Source organism: Parendozoicomonas haliclonae, from assembly GCF_900174585.1.
GTDB lineage: Bacteria > Pseudomonadota > Gammaproteobacteria > Pseudomonadales > Endozoicomonadaceae > Sansalvadorimonas > Sansalvadorimonas haliclonae.
This window is the reverse complement of sequence record NZ_FWPT01000013.1, coordinates 100,479-120,009: the sequence shown is the minus strand read 5'-3', so window position 1 is coordinate 120,009 and position 19,531 is coordinate 100,479. Positions and strand designations below refer to the sequence as shown.

At 53.9% G+C, this 19,531-nt stretch carries 16 protein-coding genes and 6 tRNA genes; 11 read left to right on the top strand and 11 right to left on the bottom strand.

Annotated features, from left to right (window positions below; all coding sequences use genetic code 11):
* The first annotated feature begins 11 nt into the window (after positions 1–11).
* The 9 genes from EHSB41UT_RS21995 (at position 12) to EHSB41UT_RS21955 (ending at position 4,169) form a co-directional block, all read left to right on the top strand.
* Entirely contained in the window at positions 12–845 is an 834-nt protein-coding gene (locus tag EHSB41UT_RS21995) for a MetQ/NlpA family ABC transporter substrate-binding protein (RefSeq protein ID WP_087113008.1), read from the top strand.
* Positions 846–1,345: 500 nt separating this feature from the next.
* Positions 1,346–2,236, top strand: coding sequence for a DMT family transporter (locus EHSB41UT_RS21990; RefSeq protein WP_087113007.1), 891 nt, complete (start codon positions 1,346–1,348; stop codon positions 2,234–2,236).
* A gap of 68 nt (positions 2,237–2,304) precedes the next feature.
* A tRNA-Met gene (locus EHSB41UT_RS21985) sits at positions 2,305–2,381 on the top strand.
* A 59-nt stretch (positions 2,382–2,440) separates the two neighbouring features.
* Positions 2,441–2,517, top strand: a tRNA-Met gene (locus EHSB41UT_RS21980).
* Between the two features lie 46 nt (positions 2,518–2,563).
* Positions 2,564–2,640, top strand: a tRNA-Met gene (locus tag EHSB41UT_RS21975).
* Positions 2,641–2,688: 48 nt separating this feature from the next.
* A tRNA-Met gene (locus EHSB41UT_RS21970) sits at positions 2,689–2,765 on the top strand.
* A gap of 46 nt (positions 2,766–2,811) precedes the next feature.
* A tRNA-Met gene (locus EHSB41UT_RS21965) sits at positions 2,812–2,888 on the top strand.
* A 50-nt stretch (positions 2,889–2,938) separates the two neighbouring features.
* Positions 2,939–3,015 (top strand) — tRNA-Met (locus tag EHSB41UT_RS21960).
* 242 nt (positions 3,016–3,257) lie between these two features.
* A complete protein-coding gene (locus EHSB41UT_RS21955; protein ID WP_087113006.1) occupies positions 3,258–4,169 on the top strand; it encodes a GIN domain-containing protein in 912 nt (303 codons plus the stop codon).
* On the opposite strand, the gene EHSB41UT_RS21950 is transcribed toward EHSB41UT_RS21955, so the two are convergent.
* The 3 genes from EHSB41UT_RS21950 to EHSB41UT_RS21940 form a co-directional block, all read right to left on the bottom strand.
* The gene (locus EHSB41UT_RS21950) at positions 4,166–4,660 is read right to left on the bottom strand and encodes a hypothetical protein (RefSeq protein ID WP_087113005.1); all 495 of its coding nucleotides are present in this window, start codon (positions 4,658–4,660) and stop codon (positions 4,166–4,168) included. The two genes, EHSB41UT_RS21955 and EHSB41UT_RS21950, sit on opposite strands and share 4 nt — an antisense overlap.
* Positions 4,661–4,773: 113 nt before the next feature.
* The gene (locus EHSB41UT_RS21945; protein ID WP_087113004.1) at positions 4,774–5,457 is read right to left on the bottom strand and encodes a response regulator transcription factor; all 684 of its coding nucleotides are present in this window, start codon (positions 5,455–5,457) and stop codon (positions 4,774–4,776) included.
* A 93-nt stretch (positions 5,458–5,550) separates the two neighbouring features.
* Positions 5,551–6,162 (bottom strand): lysophospholipid acyltransferase family protein, encoded by a 612-nt coding sequence (locus tag EHSB41UT_RS21940; protein WP_087113003.1) that lies wholly within the window; start codon positions 6,160–6,162, stop codon positions 5,551–5,553.
* A 157-nt stretch (positions 6,163–6,319) separates the two neighbouring features.
* Here EHSB41UT_RS21940 and dinB point away from each other — a divergent pair, with 157 nt between their 5' ends.
* Positions 6,320–7,471 carry a DNA polymerase IV gene (gene dinB / locus EHSB41UT_RS21935; protein ID WP_087113002.1) on the top strand — a complete coding sequence of 384 codons (1,152 nt, stop codon included), beginning with the start codon at positions 6,320–6,322 and terminating at the stop codon, positions 7,469–7,471.
* An 8-nt stretch (positions 7,472–7,479) separates the two neighbouring features.
* Here dinB and EHSB41UT_RS21930 read toward each other — a convergent pair whose 3' ends face one another.
* Positions 7,480–8,451 carry an NADPH:quinone reductase gene (locus EHSB41UT_RS21930; RefSeq protein ID WP_207626726.1) on the bottom strand — a complete coding sequence of 324 codons (972 nt, stop codon included), beginning with the start codon at positions 8,449–8,451 and terminating at the stop codon, positions 7,480–7,482.
* Between the two features lie 262 nt (positions 8,452–8,713).
* On the opposite strand from EHSB41UT_RS21930, the gene EHSB41UT_RS21925 reads away from it, so the two are divergent.
* Positions 8,714–9,142: a hypothetical protein gene (locus EHSB41UT_RS21925; RefSeq protein WP_087113001.1), complete on the top strand. Its 429-nt coding sequence runs from the start codon at positions 8,714–8,716 to the stop codon at positions 9,140–9,142.
* A 56-nt stretch (positions 9,143–9,198) separates the two neighbouring features.
* Here EHSB41UT_RS21925 and EHSB41UT_RS21920 read toward each other — a convergent pair whose 3' ends face one another.
* From EHSB41UT_RS21920 to EHSB41UT_RS21890, 7 genes are all read right to left on the bottom strand, one after another.
* Positions 9,199–11,805, bottom strand: a complete 2,607-nt coding sequence (locus tag EHSB41UT_RS21920; protein ID WP_087113000.1) for a TRAP transporter permease — start codon at positions 11,803–11,805, stop codon at positions 9,199–9,201.
* Positions 11,806–11,968: 163 nt separating this feature from the next.
* Positions 11,969–12,952: a TAXI family TRAP transporter solute-binding subunit gene (locus tag EHSB41UT_RS21915; protein ID WP_087112999.1), complete on the bottom strand. Its 984-nt coding sequence runs from the start codon at positions 12,950–12,952 to the stop codon at positions 11,969–11,971.
* 492 nt (positions 12,953–13,444) lie between these two features.
* Positions 13,445–14,380: an iron-sulfur cluster-binding protein gene (locus tag EHSB41UT_RS21910; protein ID WP_087112998.1), complete on the bottom strand. Its 936-nt coding sequence runs from the start codon at positions 14,378–14,380 to the stop codon at positions 13,445–13,447.
* Positions 14,373–15,437, bottom strand: a complete 1,065-nt coding sequence (locus tag EHSB41UT_RS21905; protein ID WP_087112997.1) for a 4Fe-4S dicluster domain-containing protein — start codon at positions 15,435–15,437, stop codon at positions 14,373–14,375. Before EHSB41UT_RS21905 ends, EHSB41UT_RS21910 begins: the two co-directional genes overlap by 8 nt.
* Positions 15,424–17,529: a formate dehydrogenase subunit alpha gene (gene fdhF / locus EHSB41UT_RS21900; RefSeq protein WP_087112996.1), complete on the bottom strand. Its 2,106-nt coding sequence runs from the start codon at positions 17,527–17,529 to the stop codon at positions 15,424–15,426. Before fdhF ends, EHSB41UT_RS21905 begins: the two co-directional genes overlap by 14 nt.
* Before the next feature lie 327 nt (positions 17,530–17,856).
* Positions 17,857–18,744 (bottom strand): hypothetical protein, encoded by an 888-nt coding sequence (locus tag EHSB41UT_RS21895; RefSeq protein ID WP_087112995.1) that lies wholly within the window; start codon positions 18,742–18,744, stop codon positions 17,857–17,859.
* 61 nt (positions 18,745–18,805) lie between these two features.
* A complete protein-coding gene (locus EHSB41UT_RS21890; RefSeq protein ID WP_087112994.1) occupies positions 18,806–19,315 on the bottom strand; it encodes a YchJ family protein in 510 nt (169 codons plus the stop codon).
* Positions 19,316–19,531 lie beyond the last annotated feature (216 nt).

The window sequence follows — 19,531 nt, the reverse complement described above, 5'->3', positions numbered from 1 at the left end:
AGGAGAGAAGTATGGGACCTGTAGCAGGCTTGAAAAAATGGATTGGTGCAGCACTGGCTGCCAGTGCTCTGGTGCTGGCCGGTTGCGGCAGCAGTGAAGAGGCCGCCTCGGCCAAGGTGGAGCCAACCGGTCCACTGAAAGTCGGGGTGATTTCCGGGCCGGAAACCGATGTTATGAAAGCGGCTGTTGCCAAGGCGAAAGCTGACAATGGTCTGGAAATTGAGCTGGTGGAGTTTCAGGATTACATCACGCCAAATGTGGCGCTGTCGGATGGCAGTATCGATGTGAACGCTTTCCAGCATAAGCCTTATCTGGACAGCATGATTAACGACCGTGGTTTTCAGCTGGCTGCCGTTGGCAATACCTTTGTTTACCCGATTGCCGCTTTCTCCGATAAGCTCGACAGTCTGGAAAACCTGAAAGATGGTGCAAAGATCGCTATTCCTAATGACCCAAGCAACGAAGGTCGTACTTTGATCCTGCTGCACAACACCGGTCTGATCAAGCTGGACGACGCTGGCAATCTGGAAGCAACCCCTCAGAATATTGTTGAGAATCCGAAGGATCTGGAATTCATTGAACTGGATGCCGCTCAGCTGCCACGTTCTCTGCCGGATGTGGATCTGGCCTTTGTAAACAACACCTACGCGGTACCGGCTGGTCTGACTCTGGACAAGGCTCTGCTGGTTGAAGACAAGCAGTCTCCTTATGTGAATCTGATTGTGGCACGGGTGGATAACAAGGATGACCCTCGTATTGCTCAGCTGGTTGCTGCTTACCAGAGTGAAACCGTTGAACAGACGGCACGTGACTTGTTTAAAGGCGGTGCTGTAAAGGGTTGGTAATCCCTTACTGATCCCGACAAATAAAGCCTCCGCAGGTTCTGTCTGCGGCGGCTTTTTGTTAGGGTCTGTTGACGTTTTGTGATGCGGCTCAGTGAGACTGGAAGCCGCTCATCGTTAGAAAGGCTTGTGAAAATCGTAGTTGCCCTACATTAAGCAAGCCTGACGCAGCGAGGGGCGGCTTCCAGCCTCACCCGAAGGGCTTTCCCGAGAGCTTCCATGGCGTCGTTGCAGCGATTTGAAAGACCACCAGTATTCCTGCATCGCTGCGCCTAGCCCTGAAAACTCTCGGGAAAGCTGAGCGCGATCACAAAACGTCAACAGACCCTAGAGAGGTTTTGTATCCCCGCTCCCACATAGAAGGCATTAGAGTCGCAAAAATCCGGCAGCAGCCGTAAATCGACAGAAAGTGGATTGCCGCTATCGGTGCCGCTCGGTAACATGCCGTGAACTGGTACTCACCAGTCCGAAGAACAATAAAGCGTCCATAAAGAAGTAAAACAATGAACCAGCGTACCTTTCTAGCCGACGGTCTCCTGATGCTTGCCGCATTGATCTGGGGAACTGCGTTTGTGGCCCAGCGTATTGGCATGGACCATATGGAGCCCTGGGGATTTAATGCCGTACGTTTTCTGATTGGCAGTGTCGCTCTGTTGCCTCTGTTATGGGTTCAATACAAGAAGGGGGCGGTGTTTTATCGGGGAACCTGGCTTGGCGGTATAGCTATGGGTGTTACGCTGATGTTTGCAGCAGGGCTTCAGCAGGCCGGACTGGTTTATACGACGGCAGGTAAGGCAGCTTTTATTACCGGCCTTTATATAGTCATTGTTCCTTTGTTAAGTCTGCTGCTGGGCAGTCAGACTAATCGCGATACCTGGCTGGGTATTACTATTGCCCTGCCCGGGCTGGCAATGCTAACACTGGGTGATCATGTGGCCGTAAATATTGGCGACTATATGATGATCGCCTGTTCTCTGTTCTGGGCTATTCATCTTTTGCTGATTGATCGGCTGGCGCAGCGCCATAATGTGATTGCGCTGGCCTTTATCCAGTTTCTTACCTGTTCGCTGCTGAGTTTTGGTGTGGCCGGAGTGACTGAAACACTGACTTATGAGCAGATTGAGCTGACCCTCTGGCCTCTTCTTTATGTCGGCATACTCTCGACGGGTGTCGCCTACACGCTGCAGATCATCGGCCAGAAGAAAACACCTGCTGCCCATGCTTCCATTATTTTGAGTCTGGAAACGGTATTTGCAGTGATTGCCGGATACCTGTTCCTGAATGAGGTGCTGTCGGCTCAGGCCATGGTCGGTTGCCTGCTTATGCTGACCGGAATGCTGGTATCCCAGCTGGGAGTCAGGCGCATCAGAAAGCTGGTTTATAACAGGGCATAAGCTCAGGAAAATTTTTAAATTCATTGACTTATAAACTTTGGTTCTTATAATGCGCAGCTCTTCTCTGGTGCGGGATGGAGCAGCCTGGTAGCTCGTCGGGCTCATAACCCGAAGGTCGTCGGTTCAAATCCGGCTCCCGCTACCAACTTTAAATATTGAAGGCTCAGTGTTTGAAGTAAGAGAGAAGAAGTAAAACTGTACTGGTGCGGGGTGGAGCAGCCTGGTAGCTCGTCGGGCTCATAACCCGAAGGTCGTCGGTTCAAATCCGGCCCCCGCTACCAACTTTAAAGTGACCAAGGCTTTAAAGTTCAGTTGCAGTGTTTTCGGTGCGGGATGGAGCAGCCTGGTAGCTCGTCGGGCTCATAACCCGAAGGTCGTCGGTTCAAATCCGGCTCCCGCTACCAATATTCAGGTTTAACCTTCCCTGAATAATGTGTGTAGTGTGTTTTCGGTGCGGGGTGGAGCAGCCTGGTAGCTCGTCGGGCTCATAACCCGAAGGTCGTCGGTTCAAATCCGGCCCCCGCTACCAATTTCAAAGTGACCAAGGCTTTGAAATTTTGTTGCAGTGTTTTCGGTGCGGGATGGAGCAGCCTGGTAGCTCGTCGGGCTCATAACCCGAAGGTCGTCGGTTCAAATCCGGCTCCCGCTACCAATATTCAGGTTCAATCTTCCCTGAATAATGTGTGTGCAGTGTGTTTTCGGTGCGGGGTGGAGCAGCCTGGTAGCTCGTCGGGCTCATAACCCGAAGGTCGTCGGTTCAAATCCGGCCCCCGCTACCAATTTAAAATTTATGCTCAAAACGAAACAGGCCGCTTCATTGCGGTTTTTTTGTATCTGTTATTTCTGATTTCCTTTCTACTGTCAGTACACGTTGCTGAGCCTTCCATCATTCCCTGATGATTCCCCAGACTGTTTAGCCCAACTGCGAAGCTCTGTATTTGGACTATGATCCTGTGCAGCTTTTTCTCTGTGTGTTATCGGCTCAGGCCGGAATCAACAGATGTAACGGGGAGGTTGGTTTATGGGGTTGCGTAGTTTTTCGAGTTTAAAGGCCGGTGCTGTGGTCTGCTCTCTGGCAATGGGTTCTGTCGTTGGGGCCGCAGTGGCTGAAGCCACTGAGAGTCGTTGGACGGTATACCGCGTTCGTTCGCTTTTGGATTTTGGTCAGATTCGGAAGATGATGGATGAGATGCTGGATAGCTCCGGCTTTTCTGGCTCCTTCCGAATACCAAAGCAGATCGTTGAAGAAAGTCAGCCAGCACTCAGTTACCGGCAGGGGCCGGTTGTGGGGAATCGGGAGATCAGTGAACTGACGGTGCCTTTACCTGATGGCGATCTGTCCCGGAAGGTAGTTCTGGACTTGCCGATGGAGCTGGATGTTGTAGTGAATCCAGACGCTGTGCCTTCTCTGCACTTCTCCGGCGAGAGTAATATTATCTCCCGTATTACCCCGGAACTCGGTAGTAAGCAGGAACTTACCTTTACCACTCAACAGGCACTGGAAGCCTATGAGCTGGTGAAAGGTACCCTGACTCTGCCGGCGCTGGAATCCTTTCAGTTAAATGCTCTTGCCAATGTGAATATCAATCTAAATGAGCATCCTGCCAGTCGGCTGCGTCTGGTCGTCAACGGCTTTGGCGAGGTTAAGGTGACGGGCAAGGTGTCTGTTTTGAATGCCATTGTTAAGAAAGGCTCTGCGGACCTGTTGGGTTTGACTGTGGAGGAGGATCTACTGCTGCGGGTGGCCTCTTACGCCAACGCCTCAGTGAACGCCGAAGGCAGTATCCTGCAGCCGGATATTCAGAAGAGGGGCTCAGCCTGTTATAGCGGGGAGCCCAGAGAGATTCTTTCAGGCGGTAGTGGCTCTATAGAGCCCTGCCTGGTATTGCCGGACGATAGTGCTGCCGTAGATGAGGAGAGTACTAAATCCTAGAAATGGCACTTCTGCTGCAGCGAGTAAAGCGCATTGGCTGAACCGTTCAGAGGGAAATGGAAGGATTCCTTTTCCTTCTCGGAGGTTTCGTAAGTCACCAGCACCTTATTGCCTTTGGCCAGTTGCCTGATAAGTTCCTGCGGGGTGTCCGGGGCGATTACCGCCATGGCGTGGCGAAACCCTGTGAGCTTCCAGTTTTTCTGCTTGTCGATGCGAACGAAAATCTCAATAGGCTCTCTTTTGCTGAATCGCTGTTCAGGAACATACAGGGCGAGTGAGGCAAATTTGTCCTGACGGCTACAGAAGAGTTCCAGTTGTCGGTCCCGATTGCTGTCGGACGCAGCGATCCAGTGCGTGAGTGAGCCGCTCTGAAAGGTGCTGTAGGACCATTTGGCCTGAGCAATGCTTGGCAGCAGGGTTGCTATGAATAATGCGAGCAATAGGGGCAGGGTGGTGAATCTGGCGTGGTTCAGGATCATTGCTGGTGTCATGGATGGCCCCGGTCTTTATTGTGGGGATCCCATCACCAAACGTCCACAGACCCCAGGATGACGATCCCTGTTTTGAGGCATAGTATCACTGAATGTCAGTGATGAGCAGAGCTTCAGCTGTTGGAAATGGGCGGCTGCTGATTGTTCTGGCTGTTATCCGATCCTTCCAGCTCCAGTTGTTGCAGGGCAATAACGGCCTGGGTGCGGCTGCGTACGCCCAGCTTGCGGAAGATGGCGGTAACATGGGCCTTGATGGTGGCTTCGGAGATGTTCAGTTCCCAGGCAATCTGCTTGTTCAGCATCCCCTCACTGATCATGCCCAGTACCCGGAACTGCTGAGGGGTAAGGGTTGCGATCTTCTCTTCAATCTCACTCTTTTCCTGCCCGGCTTCTTTGGACATATCGACATTGTCGGGAATCCACTTTTCACCATTGATAATCCCCTGAATCGCGCTCTTGATCACGTCCATGGATGAGGATTTGGGAATAAAGCCGGAGGCACCATAATTGATAGCTTTGCGAATCACCGCTTCATCGTCCTGAGCGGAAATCACCACAACCGGTACTTTTGGGTGTTGGCCAACCACATACAGCAGGCCTGAGAAGCCGTGGGCGCCGGGCATATTGAGATCCAGAAGCACCAGATCGGGATTGGCATCGGATTCCAGTGCACCCTGCAGGGCAGCAATGGTGTCGGCTTCGGTGACTTCAGGAGTATTGAGGGCTTGTTGCAGAGCGGTCTGCAGGGCTGCGCGGAAGAGCGGATGGTCTTCGGCAACGATGATATGGTTTTCCATAGTGCTTACATCCCTGGGTTAGCCAGCCGAAACTCCGTCCGGCCCATACAATGGTGTGGCAATGGTATGTAAGCACTATAGCCTGAAGGTCGATCAGGGCAGGTCAGCCGGGGTATTAGTGACCAGACGGGACTGTTCTTCCTGGCGGCAGCCACGGAAGGGAGCAAAAAACGCCTGCAGATTGGCGATATCCTTGTCTTTATTGCCGGTCAGTCGGTAAATCGGACCTATGCCAGCCACCTTGCGGGAGAAATCCGCATAGCCCGGGATCACCGGAACCTTGGCCTGGTTGGCAATATGCCAGAAGCCGGTTTTCCACTTGCTGACAGTAGAGCGAGTGCCTTCCGGAGACAGGGCCAGCACAAAGCGCTGGTGGCAGTTAAAAGCTGCTACAGCCTTATCCACCAGATTGTTTTTCTGCTGACGATTCACCGGGATACCACCGAGATAGCGCATGATTGGGCCAAATGGCCCCCAGAACAGGGAGCTTTTGCCCAGCCAGTGCAGTGGTACCCGCATGGTCAGAGCAACAGCCATAAACACCACAAAGTCCCAGTTACTGGTATGTGGACCGGCGACCATCACGAAACTGCGGCAGCAGGGTCTCTGGCCTTCGATCTTCCAGCCGCAGATTTTCATCATCAATCTGGCGAGCCAGCCCAGCAGTAAGCAAAGCACCGGTGTGTTAAAGACAGTTAAGCGCATAAAAGGAGGTGCCTTTTGCGTCCGAAATCGTTGAATTGAAAGTGGTCCGGAACTGGGTGCCGGATCAGGAAAAGCCACATGGGCTTTGTCTTTGCGAGTCGAGTAGAATGATTCTTTACACAGTTTTGAGGGATCCACTGCGTCACGGTCAGGAATTATGCCGCACCAATCGTCTCAGTCAGCATCGCCACAAGCGACACCCGCGCAGCCGGATCGAGAGCAGTCGTTATCGCGAAAGATCATTCACGTGGATTGTGACTGTTTCTATGCAGCCGTTGAAATAAGGGAAAATCCAAGGTTGCAGGGGTTTCCTGTGGCGGTAGGTGGTACGCCCGAAAAGCGCGGTGTGATTGCTACGTGTAACTACGAGGCGCGTGAGTATGGTGTGCGTTCGGCCATGGCGTCCGCCTATGCCCAGAGAATCTGCCCTCAGCTCATTATTATCAAGCCGCGCTTTGAGTTGTACCGGGAGGTTTCCCGGCAGCTGCACAGCATTTTTGCTGATTACACCGACCAGATCGAACCGCTCTCCCTGGATGAAGCTTTTCTGGATGTCACTGACAGCGATAACTGCCGTGGCAGCGCCACCCTGATGGCCCGGGAGATCCGCCAGCGAGCCAAAGAGCTGACTGGTATTACCGTCTCCGCCGGTGTTGCTCCCAACAAGTTTCTGGCCAAGATCGCTTCCGACTGGAACAAGCCGGATGGGTTAAAGGTGATCACCCCGGATGAGATTGATGATTTTGTGCGTGAGCTGCCGGTCAAGCGGTTGTTCGGGGTTGGGAAGCGGACTGCTGAGCGTATGTCCAAGCTGGGCATAGAAACCTGCAGTGATCTACGCAGCTGGGATCTGGTCAGCCTCAATAAGCGCTTTGGCAGCTTTGGTGAGCGTCTCTATCAGCTGGCCCGGGGAATCGATAACCGGCCAGTGGTAACCAGCCATCGCCGTAAGTCGCTGTCCGTCGAACATACCTTTGACAGTGATCTTCCGGATGAAGATGCAGTGCTGGCTCAGGTGCCTGAGCTTCTGGAGGAACTGTCCGGTCGTTATCAGAAAATCCGCAACGAATATGCGATCACCAAACGATTTGTGAAGGTGAAGTTTGGCGATTTTACCCAGACCACCATGGAAGAGCTGTGTGCATTGAGTGAAAAGGAGCCTTTTGCGGTGGAGCCTTATCGGCGGTTGATGCAAAAGGCCTGGGAGCGGGGAGAAAAGACAGTGCGCCTGCTGGGAGCTGGGGTTCGCCTTCATGATCTGAAGGCGAGGGACAGCGTGACCCAGCTGGAGCTGTTTGAGCAGAAATAGAGCCGGGTCTATTCGATCGTCACAACAATATTGCCCTGGGCACCGGGCTCCAGCACTGCGGTGTGAGCTTCTCCCAGACGACCCAGCGGGAAACTTTTGCTGATGACCGGCTGCAGTGTCTTGCTGGCAAGGGCCGCGTACAGGGCGGCGTGGATAGAGTTCATCTCGTCTGCCGAGGCGTTGAACAGAGACATACCGACGATACTGGCATCACGCTTCATCAAATCTCGAGGGTTGATGGTCACCGTTCCCCGGCTGCCAATCACGACCACCCGACCGCCAAAAGCCAGCGCACTGAGGTCATGGCCCAGGTTGATATTGGCCAGCATTTCCAGAGTCAGATTTACGCCTTTGCCATGTGTCCAGGCCAACAGCTCTTCCAGATGGGTATCGTCATGATGGTCAAGCACCAGATGAGCACCCTGCTGGCGAATCAGTTCCCGCCCCTGCTCGGTGCCGGCTGTGCCAATTACGGTTAGGCCCGCAGCCAAAGCCAGTTGCACAGCAGCCAGACCAACAGCACCACTGGCGCCATGAATCAGGACTGTCTCGCCCGCTTTGGCCTGTCCACGCTGGAACAGGGCTCGCCAGGCTGTGGCGCAGGGAATGCCCAGGCAGGCACCCTGCTCAAAGCTGACATTATCCGGCAGTGGGTGAACCTGATCGATACGGGCCAGCGCATACTGTGCTGATGTGCCGGTGATGGTTCCAGCAACATAAACCCTGTCGCCTTTTTGAAAATGATGCTGGTCGTCGCCTAAAGCTTCAATGATACCGGCGCCATCAAGGCCCGGTGTGTGGGGCATTGCAGCACTGTAGCCATTGGTGCCGGCGCGAATATAGGTATCGACAGGGTTAACACCGGCGGCGTGCAGGCGTATCAGAACCTGACCGGGGCCGGGCTGGGGAATATCAACCTGCTCCGGATGCAGTTGATCAATATCGCCATGTTGATGCTGACGTACGGCAATCATGCTCATCTTGTTGTACCGGTTGTTATATCAAAGCGTATTTGCTCAGGATACCGCCGTGCCAACAGAGCGCAAGATAAAAACTGCTGTATAGACAACAGCTTGCCGGTACTCCATAAGAGTGCCGCTGAGGTGTCGGTTTACCTGTGAGAAAAGCTGTCTAGATTAGTGATAAGCCCGCTGTATTGGGGTTGTCATAAAATCCATTCTCCGGTGTTGTGCAGTCCCGGTGGCAAAGTAAAACGTGGCAGAAAGACGTCAGGGAGTTGCCATGAACAGGGAAGTGCGCCACCCGTTTCTTTTTACCCTCTGCGGGTTTGTCCTTTGTATTATGTTTGCCGGCAATCTGGCCGTGGCCCAGGAACCCCGTCAGGTCTATCTGAATATGAAGAATATCCAGGAATACGAAATGTACGGTTATGTCCTGGTATACAAGAATCCACTCGATCATCGTTCCACAACCAATCTACGGGTCTTTCAGGGCGGGATTGGGGTGCTGGATGTATTGCCGGGTGAGTGGGTGGCCATCGATGTGATTCAGGTGGGCACCAGCTGGCGCTGTAAGACTTACCAGAACGAACATCGGTTGCTGATGGGGCAGGGTGTGTTGTCGCAATCGGTGGTGATTTCGCCCACTCTGCAGGTTGAGGGTGATAAAGGTGTGTGCCGGCTGAATATTACCGCTGCCGAAGTGAATTGATATTGCAGTTGTCTAAAGAGAGGCTCCGCATAAATGCGGGGCCTCTTGTTTGCAGGTTAGCCGGAAAGCTGTTCACGCTTTCGTCTGCGGTTCTGATTAAAGGCCAGCAGGGCCAGTAGCAGCAGCGCAGGGATAAACATCAGCTGACGAGGTGGCCGTTCGTTGGTGGTTTCGATATGAATGATTTCCCAGTCAAAATCGATACCAGCCTTCTCAGCAGGGCTGTCAAAGCCAATGTTATCCACAACCATCCGGTCACCGTCCTGAAGCAGCTCAAGACCCATGTCGTACAGGCGATCATTGCCGGTTGCGCCTTCACTAACAGGCAGGAGAATAGTCTTTTCTATCTGCTTGCCGGTAAAGTCTTCACCGCCGACCCGGATGCGCAGGCGTTCACCCGGCTTCACTTCCATTACCCGCTGCTCGACTGTTGTGCCGGCATGTTCAAGGTATTCCGGCCAGGCCATATCCCACCAGAAACCCGGGCGGAACAGGGTAAAGGCGATCACCAGCAGGCCAACAGTTTCGTACCATTTGGTTTTGGTTAGCCAGAAGCCCTGGGTGGCCGCAGCAAACACCAGCATGGCCGCCAAAGCGCTGAAGGTGGTCAGCATCAGCTCCCAGATAGAGCCGATATCAATCAGCAGCAGCTGGGTGTTGAAGATGAACATAAAGGGCAGAACCGCGGTCCGGATATCGTAGGTAAAGCCCTGGATACCAGTCTTGATTGGATCACCTTTTGCGATGGCAGCAGCGGCATAGGCCGCCAGACCTACCGGAGGTGTGTCATCTGCCAATATGCCGAAGTAGAACACAAACAGGTGGACGGCGATCAGCGGTACGATTAGGCCGTGGCTTGCGCCCAGACTGACGATCACCGGCGCCATCAGGCTGGAGACCACGATATAGTTAGCGGTTGTTGGCAGACCCATACCCAGGATCAGACTGATCACAGCGGTAAAGATCAGCATCAGCAGAACGTTGCCGCCGGAGATCAGCTCAACAAACTCTGCCATCACCTGGCCAATACCGGTCAGGGTCACGGTGCCCACCACAATACCGGCCGCCGCAGTCGCAACGCCGATACCGATCATATTTCGGGCACCGGAGATCATGCCTTCAAAGATTTCCCGTGCACCGTGGGCAAAGGCTGCACCAAAATCGCTGTTGCCACTAAAGAGGCGCAGCAGTGGATGCTGGGTGATCATAATGATCAGCATAAAGACAGTGGCCCAGAAGGCTGACAGCCCCGGGGACATACCTTCCTTACCGATACACCACACCAGCACAATAACCGGCAGCAGGAAGTGCAGGCCGCTTAATGCTGTACGACGAATACGTGGAGCACTGTCGATATTGTGATCTTCGTGGTGATCCGGGAAGTGTGCCGCCAGCCAGAGCAGACCTAGATAGGTCGCAGCCACCAGTGCACCAATCACATACAGTGACGAGTCACCGGCCACATCCTTGATCCAGCCAATACCGAAGTACACCAGTGCACCGACCAGACACATGGTCAGGAAGCCGCCAATAAAGACCAGCAGCCATTCTGCCCGGCTCAGCTCGCGATCGCGGGGCATGCCCTGCATATTGGCTTTCACCGCTTCCAGATGCACGATGTAGAACAGTGCAATGTAGGAAATTGCCGCCGGCAGTATTGCGTGCTTGATCACCTCGATATAAGGAATGCCAACATACTCCACCATCAGGAAGGCTGCGGCGCCCATAATCGGCGGAGTCAGCTGACCGTTGGTCGATGCGGCAACTTCGATCGCACCGGCTTTCGGCGCCGAGAAGCCCACACGCTTCATCAGTGGAATGGTGAAGGTGCCGGTGGTCACCACGTTGGCGATACTGGAGCCTGAAATAATGCCGCTCAGGCCGGAAGAGACCACCGCTGCTTTTGCCGGACCGCCACGAAGGTGGCCAAGCAGTGAGAACGACAGACGGATAAAGTATTGTCCGGCTCCCGCCTTATCCAGCAGTGCACCAAACAGCACAAACAAAAACACGAAGCCGGTGGAAACACCCAGCGCCACACCAAACACGCCTTCTGTCGTCAGCCAGAAGTGAGACATGGCCCGGTTCAGGCTGAAACCTTTATGGGAAATCACTTCCGGCATATAAGGACCGGCGAAGGTGTATAGCAGGAAGGTGGCGGCAACCACCATCAAGGGTGGACCCAGCGCCCGGCGGGTGGCTTCCAGCAGCAGAACAATACCGGCGACTGAAGCAACAATATCAAACTGTGAAGGTGCGCCTGGTCGTGTGGCCAGCTCGGCATAAAACAGATAGAGATAGCTGGCACAGAAACTTCCGGCGAGGGCGAAGATCCAGTCCTGAACCGGAATGCGATCCCTTGGGGAACGTTTCAGGGCCGGGAATGCGGTAAACGACAGAAAAACAGCAAATGCCAGATGGATGGCACGGGCTTCGGTGTCGTTAAGAATAAAGGTATTGAACAGAAACGGCAGCGGTGAGGCATACCATAACTGAAACAAGCTCCAGCACAGTGCTGTCGCGATAAGGACTTTTCCTGCCAGGCCGTGAGGGTTACGGGCTCCGGCGTCGGCATCATTGACAATATCAGCTGCGCTCTGCGCGGCAGATGCCTGATCCTCGCGGGGAAGCACGGCGGAGTCTTCCTTGATTGAATGGGACATACTCATTCACCTGGTTGAGCAGGTAAACAGAACGCGGATAACGATCCTGTTTACATATCGACAGACCGTTACGAGCCGGTGGGTTCTGGGTCTGTTAAGCGCGATCTAAAACACGGAGGGAAGTTGGTTCGGCCTGCAGAGCAGACCGAACCGGAGCCGGACATTATTTGATCAGGCCAGCTTCCTTGTAGTAGCGCATGGCGCCTTCGTGCAGCGGAGCGGACAGGCCGTCAGCTACCATCTCTTCTTTCTTCAGGTTGGCAAATGCAGGGTGCAGTTTGCGGAAGTCATCGAAGTTCTCGAAAACGCCCTTAACCACCTGATAGATCACTTCTGGAGAAGTGTTGGTAGAAGAAACGAAGGTTGCACCTACACCGAAGGTGGTGGTGTCGTCAGCGTTACCCTGATACATGCCGCCCGGGATGGAGGCAACACGGTAGTAAGGATTGTCAGAGATCAGTTTGGATACAGCGTCACCAGTCACGTTCACCAGAGTGGTGTCACAGGAGGTGGTAGCTTCCTTGATGGAACCGTTTGGATGACCAACGACGTAAACCATGGCATCGATCTTGTTGTCGCACAGGGCTTTGGACTGCTCAGCTGCTTTCAGCTCGGTGGCCAGTTTGAAGTCTTCGGTGGTCATGCCGGAAGCTGCCATCAGCACTTCCATGGTACCACGCTGGCCGGAACCCGGGTTACCGATGTTAACGCGCTTGCCTTTCAGATCAGAGAAAGACTTGATGCCGGAATCCTTACGGGCGACAACGGTGAATGGCTCGGCGTGAACGGAGAAGACAGCACGCAGTTCCTTGTTGGCGCCAAGAGATTCAAACTTGCTGGTGCCGTTGAATGCGTGGAACTGCCAGTCGGACTGGGCAATACCCATATCCATTTCACCTTCACGGATGGTGTTTAGGTTGTAAACGGAACCGCCGGTACTCTCTACGGAGCAACGTACGCCGTGCTCTTTACGACCCTTGTTCACCAGACGACAGATAGCACCACCTGTTGGGTAGTAAACGCCGGTCACACCGCCGGTGCCGATGGTGACAAACTGCTGGGATGGAGTCGCTGCACTTGCGGAGCTGGCGGCAATCGCCATACCGGCGCCAATGGCTGCCATGGATGCTTTTTTTAGAAAAGACATAAAGTCCCCCGTTTCTGCTCGTTATTATTCTTCCTGAAATCCCTGCTTTATCAGCAATATTGGGTCGGTCACATCATCGGGCGTCAGGCGCTGATGATGTTCAGGAAGACAGTTTCGTTATAGTTTTATATCTGACCAGTGTCGCTTACGGCCGAAGCTGTTCAGGCACTGCACATATTTTGGGTGTTCTACAACCTTTCCCTGGTTGCCAGCCACGCGTGTGACTTCTAGTAAGATTTTTTTGACCTGTTTTAGTGCATCGTAAACGCAACGCGGGGCACGATGCAAACTTTAGTAGGGATTGTATGATGTGTTCTTTCGGAAAATACTGACAATTGTCAATGTGTCAGTCATCTTTTTTCGGTGTCAGATTGGCCGCATTAAGTGCAATGGTAAAGGCAAGGGCGAGATCAAGGCAGCCATAAACAGGAACAGCCGCATGGGCTGTTCCTTGAGGTTAAATTTTATTCAGGACAGTTTGAACCGTTACGATCAAAAACCGCTGCAGCCGCAACCGCCGCCACCTTCGGATGAGCAGCAGCCGTCACTGACTTCTTCAGCGTGACCCATGCTGGCCAGTTCCCGTGGCGGTTGTACGAACTTCTCTTTCACCACCAGTTCACCCAGCTGATCCCAGCGGTAGGTCGGGCCATCGACGCACACCAGATCATGGGCGACATAGCAGTGGCCGCACAGGCCAACACCGCAGTGCATACGACGCTCAAGAGACAACCAGATATGATCAGCAGGGAAGCCCCGGTCGGTCAGGTAGTGACAAACCGCTTCCATCATCCCTTCCGGGCCACAGCAGATCACTTCATCAAAACCACCGTGTTCCGCCATGATGGTGTCCAGGTTGGTCATCAGCTCACGACCTTTCAGGTAGGTCTTGCTGGCGCCATCCTGATTATCCACCGCTTCGTAAAGAGTGATGGCATCATGCCAGCGTTCCCGCTCGTTCTTCATCACCAGCATGGCTTCGCTGCGGGCACTGAAGTAAACGACCGGATTCGCATTGTTGGCGATCAGGGCATCAATTTCAGCAGCTACCGGTGCCAGACCACAGCCTCCGGCAATGACCAGCACCTTACGCTGACCAAACTCTGGCCAGCCTTTACCGAATGGACCACGTGCACCAAGGATGTCTCCCGGCTTGCAGTCAAACAGACTTTCGGTCAGTTGGCCAACTTCGCGGATCAGGGCACAGAAGTGACCGCGCTCATCCGGAGTGGCGGCATAGGTAAAGGCTGCTTCACCTTTGCCAGGTACGGACAGCATAAAGAACTGGCCCGGGCTGACTTTTTTAGGGTCCGCCACATCCGGCAGGCCAGCTTCGATAGAAACAGGCTCAAAGGTGAAGTGGATGATGTCTTCACCGTCATCGTAACGTTCGATCAGGCGGACGGCAGTTGGGGTCATTTCAAGCATGGGCAATTTTTTCCATCACAGAGTGCACGCCGATCGCGCCAGGGCAGGTGATATCGCAGCGGCCACAGCCAACGCAGCCAATACGACCGTTGGCGGCTTTAAAGTCGCTGGAGAACTTGTGATACCAGTAACGGGCAACACGACGGCCGGCCTGTGCGGTCGGGTTGGCACCGCTGGCTTCCTTCTGGAAACCCACCATCAGACAGGAGTCGTGGAAACGTTCACGCACAAAGCCGCCGTCTTTTGGGATATCACGCACTGCATAGCAGCTGCAGGTCGGGCAGGTCTGGCTGCAGCCGGAGCAGCTCAGGCACTGGTGACCCAGGGTGTCCCAGACTTCATCCGGCACCGCACGGGCGTTGATACGCTGGATGCCGTTAATGATGTAGGTGTCGTCTGCGAAATCAGCCAGCGCGTGTTCGTTGCTCATATCGCGCCAGTAACGCCAGTGGCTGTCAGCCGGTGGCAGATCCATGCCGTTGATAGCCTGAGCGCCGTGATCGCTGGTGCAGATCAGCCACCAGCCATGGCTGTGGCCGTTGATGCTCGGCATCGGGGTCAGGATCAGATCGGCATTCTGCTGATGTACCTGTGGGCCGGCATCAACCGTGGAGCAGAAGCCGTTTTCACAAGGGGAAGAGCAGTCGATACCCACCAGCAGAGTGTCTTTGCGGCGCGCCTGATAGTAAGGGTCATCACGGAAGTGATGATCCTGGTAGCTGATCGCCATTAAGTCACAGGCCTTCACACCAAACAGCACCTGGTGTTCGGTCTTTGGTGTGGTGGTGCGGAACATTTCACCATCAAAGGTGAACATCTGTTCACGCTCGGCAAAGAACAGGCTCTTGGGTGACATCACCGGGCGCAGGGCTGGATCAAATGGCACAACATCACCGGCGTGCACTTCTTCCCAGCTGCCGTTACCGGTCTGGTCGTGAACCGGTTGCAGGACCTTGTAACGGTTCTGCAGCCAGTCGCGCAGGTGTTCCGGGCGCTCCAGTTCGTAAGCGTGCAGAGCCTGCCCGCGGGTATTGTTCAGCAGATTAGAGGTGGGCATCGCACTCTCCCTGTTCCCTGAGTTCCTTGATCGAGCGTGGGCGGGCGGTTGGTGCCAAAGGCTCAATCCGAATCGCACAGGCTTTCAGTTCCGGCATGCGGGTAACCGGATCCTGGGCATCGTTGGTCAGCTGGTTGGATGGGATGTCGTCAAAGTGGTACGGCATACTCACCAGACCCGGAGGCATCTGCTCGGAGAACACGACACGGGTTTCCAGATAACCACGACGGGAGCGCACACCCACGGGCGCGTTGTTAAACAGTCCCTGATTGCGGGCATCCTGCTCGTTCATAAACAGCAGGCCGGATGGGGTTTCCCGTTCCAGAATCGGTGACTTACGGGTCATCGAACCACAACCGTAATGGAAGTGCAGACGGATGGTTGTCAGGTAGTACGGGAAGTCAGCATCCGGAGTTTCAGCCGGCGGCAGATGGTGCAGCGGGATCAGACGCGCCTTGCCGTTCGGGAAACCCTTGCGGTGCAGAATCGGCGTGCCATCCGGTGCATGAGCGTTGCATGGCCACTGGAGGCCACCGTGCTGCTCTATACGCGGATAGCTCATGCCGCTGTAGATGGGCATCAGGGCCGCGAGTTCGTTGAAGACCTCTTCGGAGGTTTCCCAGTCAAAGCCGGTGTAACCAAAGCGACGGGCCAGGTGACCAATCATCTGCCAGTCGGCCATACATTCGCCCAATGGTTCGATGGCCTTGCGCACACGCTGTACACGACGCTCGCAGTTGGTAAAGGTACCGTGCTTTTCAGCAAAGCTGGCGGCCGGAAGAATCACATCGGCAAAGCTGGCGGTATCGGTCATGGACATTTCCACCACCACCAGGAAGTCCAGCTTTTTCAGTACCTTGGCCACCTGGTTCTGGTCCGGGTCGGTGACCACCGGATCTTCGCCAAAGATCATCATGGCGTGGAACTGGCCCTGCAGAGTCGCTTCGTTCATACCCAGAGAGGTCATGCCCGGATGCGTCGGTACCTGATACCCCCAGGCCTTGCTGAATTTCTCCTGCGCGACCGGATCATTGGTGAACTGGTAGCCCGGGTAATTACCCGGCAGTGCGCCCATATCGCAGGCGCCCTGTACATTGTTCTGACCACGCAACGGGTTGATGCCGGTGCCCGGACGACCAATCTGACCGCAGCTCAGTACCAGGTTGGAGATAGCGATAACGTTGTTGGTACCGCTGACGAACTGAGTCACACCCATACCGTAAGCCAGGAACGCTGCACGGGCATGGCTATAAATGCGAGCAGCCTGAATCAGCTGATCCGCTGGAACACCGGTACGCTTGCTGACTTCTTCCAGTGTGTACTCTTCGACGCTGGCCTTGAGCTGATCCAGGTAGAGGCAGTGCTCTTCCAGGAAGGCTTTGTTTTCCCAGCCGTTGGCAAAAATAATGTTCAGCAGGCCGTTGACCAGTGCGATGTTGGAACCCACTTTCAGCTGCAGGTGCACATCCGCCATCTTGGCCAGACGAGTCTTACGTGGATCAACGACGATCAGCAGCGCGCCACGCTCTTTGGCCTGAATAATTTCACTGCCGATTATGCAGTGGCTCTCGGTCGGGTCGCAGCCAAACACAACAACCACATCGGCCTTGGAAACATCGCCGATGCTGTTAGTCATTGCACCTTCACCCACAGTACGGGCCAGGCCCGCTACCGATGGGCTGTGGCAGATACGGGCACAGTGATCAATGTTGTTGGTCTGCAATACCACCCGGGTAAATTTTTGGATGGCGTAATTATCTTCGTTGGTGGCACGAGCACAGCTGATGGCGCCTACAGAGGTTGGGCCGTGTTCTTCAAGGTGATAGCTGAATTGCTCGTGGATCAGTTCAATAGCCTCTTCCCATGAGGCCGGGCGAAAGGCGCCGTTTTCCTTGATCAGCGGTGTGGTGATTCGGTTCTGCCGTTCAACACCGTAGGCACTGTTCCAACCCTTGGAGCAGAGGCGGCCTTTGCTGACCGGGTGGTTGCGAATCGGCTCAACACCGAGCAGTTGCCCGTTCTCCGTGCGCAGACCGATGCCACAGCCTGTTCCGCAGAACGGACAGACCGTTGACGTGGTTTTGATACTCATACAGTGAACTCTCAGGTCAAACAGGGGCAGCCAGAGGCGTCAGCTCATGGGGAGCTGCAAGCGGGAATCCGAGGGGATAGTCTGGCTGTGTAAAATGACCGGACGCCTGTCCAGATAAAAGTCGATTGTGTTCAGAGTCCGTTCAGGTTTTGTCAGCGTTGTGTCGCACTTCACAAAACATCGAGATTTCTGAATGTTGGATTTTGTTGTTGTTTGGGAAGTGGTTTGTTGATGTGTGGCAACTTCTGATGCTTTTTTTGATAAAAGTCATTAAAGCAGACTCAAAAATACAAGGGTGTTTTGTGAGTTAACAAAAATAAAAACGCTTCAGTCTTCTTTTTTGTGTGATGACATAACTTCTATAGCGTTAAGCCTTCTCATATATATATTCCAACTCGGCAAGAGATCTGTGGAGTAGTTGATTGTGACGAGTGTTGCAGTGATTGCGGCATCTTCGGCAAACTGGCAAGCCTCCTCGGAATAGGTATTGATGGCTTTGCGCTTGTGAATCGTATCCTTCTCTATTCTCTGGTAGGTGGAGCTGGAGTAATTTATTGATGGTGTAAGACTTGGCCCATCTTTTGAAGTGTTCAGGGCGATCCCATGTGTTGTTGTGTCGATTGTTTCTGGAACAGACACTTCTATCTGGGTGATTTTTTCTTCTTCAAGGTAGATTGTGCAGACAGACCTGTTCCAGCCCCAGCGGGAGACGCCATAAATTTTTCCGGTGACTACACCTTTGTGGACGTTGCAGGGGGGAGGTTCATCTTCCTCAAACTTCTGGCGGGTTGCTCCTGTGCGGGTTTGCGAAAAGTCTCCTTCCAGGTTGCGGTAGTCTTTAACCCAGTAGCTGGTTGAATTCCTGTGGAATGGATTTAACGGAAAGGCTTGATCGTAATATAATATCAGCCTTTCCTTGTTGTTAGGCTCGGCTGACGCATGGGTTTGAGCCTGTTCTGAAAGTCGTCGAAACAGATCTCGGGAGTAGGTTGAAAGATCTGCTGTTGCTCTTCTTTTCTGCAAATCTCGGTGGTAGTGGCCGGTATAAAGCGTAATTTCCTTGCTGGGAATAATGCATCCGTATTCACCGGTGTTTTTCAGAGAGCCAATCAGGAGCCCTCCGCCCCAGAAGCCCGGAGAGCCGGACTTCACCAACCCTCCCCATATATAAGTTGAAGCGAAGAAAATGATCGTGAGTACGGCGAACCGCTTCATTCTTTTGCACTCTTTGTAACTGACCTGGCTAGAGGCTAGTTCAAATAGTTACAAAATCATTTTAGCCACAGCACTTCTTGTATTTTTTGCCGCTGCCACACGGGCAGGGATCGTTACGGCCGACAGTCGTCGCTGAACGCACAGGAAGGGTGGGATCAACAAAGAACCATCTGTCGTCTTCGTGAACAAAGCGGGAGCGTTCGTGGTGCTCGTGGATCTTCTCGACCGGCGGCAGGCGGAAGCGGGCCTTGAATTCCACCTCACCTTCTTTATCTCCCGCCTGTCCGGCAGCGGTATCGACAATAATCAGCTCCTGCCAGGCGGTACGGTCAGCCCAGTCCTGAAGATCCTTGCGGCTTAGGCCGGCCTGCTGCTTGGGCCAGGTGGTATCAAAAATATAATCCACCATTCCCAGCGCCCAGGCGCAGTAGCGGGAGCGCATCAGCTGCTTGGCGGTTTGTGGCAGCGCTTCCTTGTTGTGAAAGCCATGATGAAACGGCTGACAGCATTCGGCATAGGTCTTTTGGGAACCGCAAAGGCAGGAGGCGTCTGGAGAAATCGTTTGAGGCATAAATCAAAAGTAACAGAGGTCAATTTGTTTCATTGTGGCTGTGAACGCTCTGCCTGTATAGTTCCCGATAGGGTCTGTTGACGTTTTGTGATGCGGCTCAGTGAGTCTGGAAGCCGTTCATCGTTAGAAAGGCTGGTGAAAATCGTAGTTGCCCTACATTAAGCAAGCCTGACGCAGCGAGGGGCGGCTTCCAGCCTCACCCGGAGGGCTTTCCCG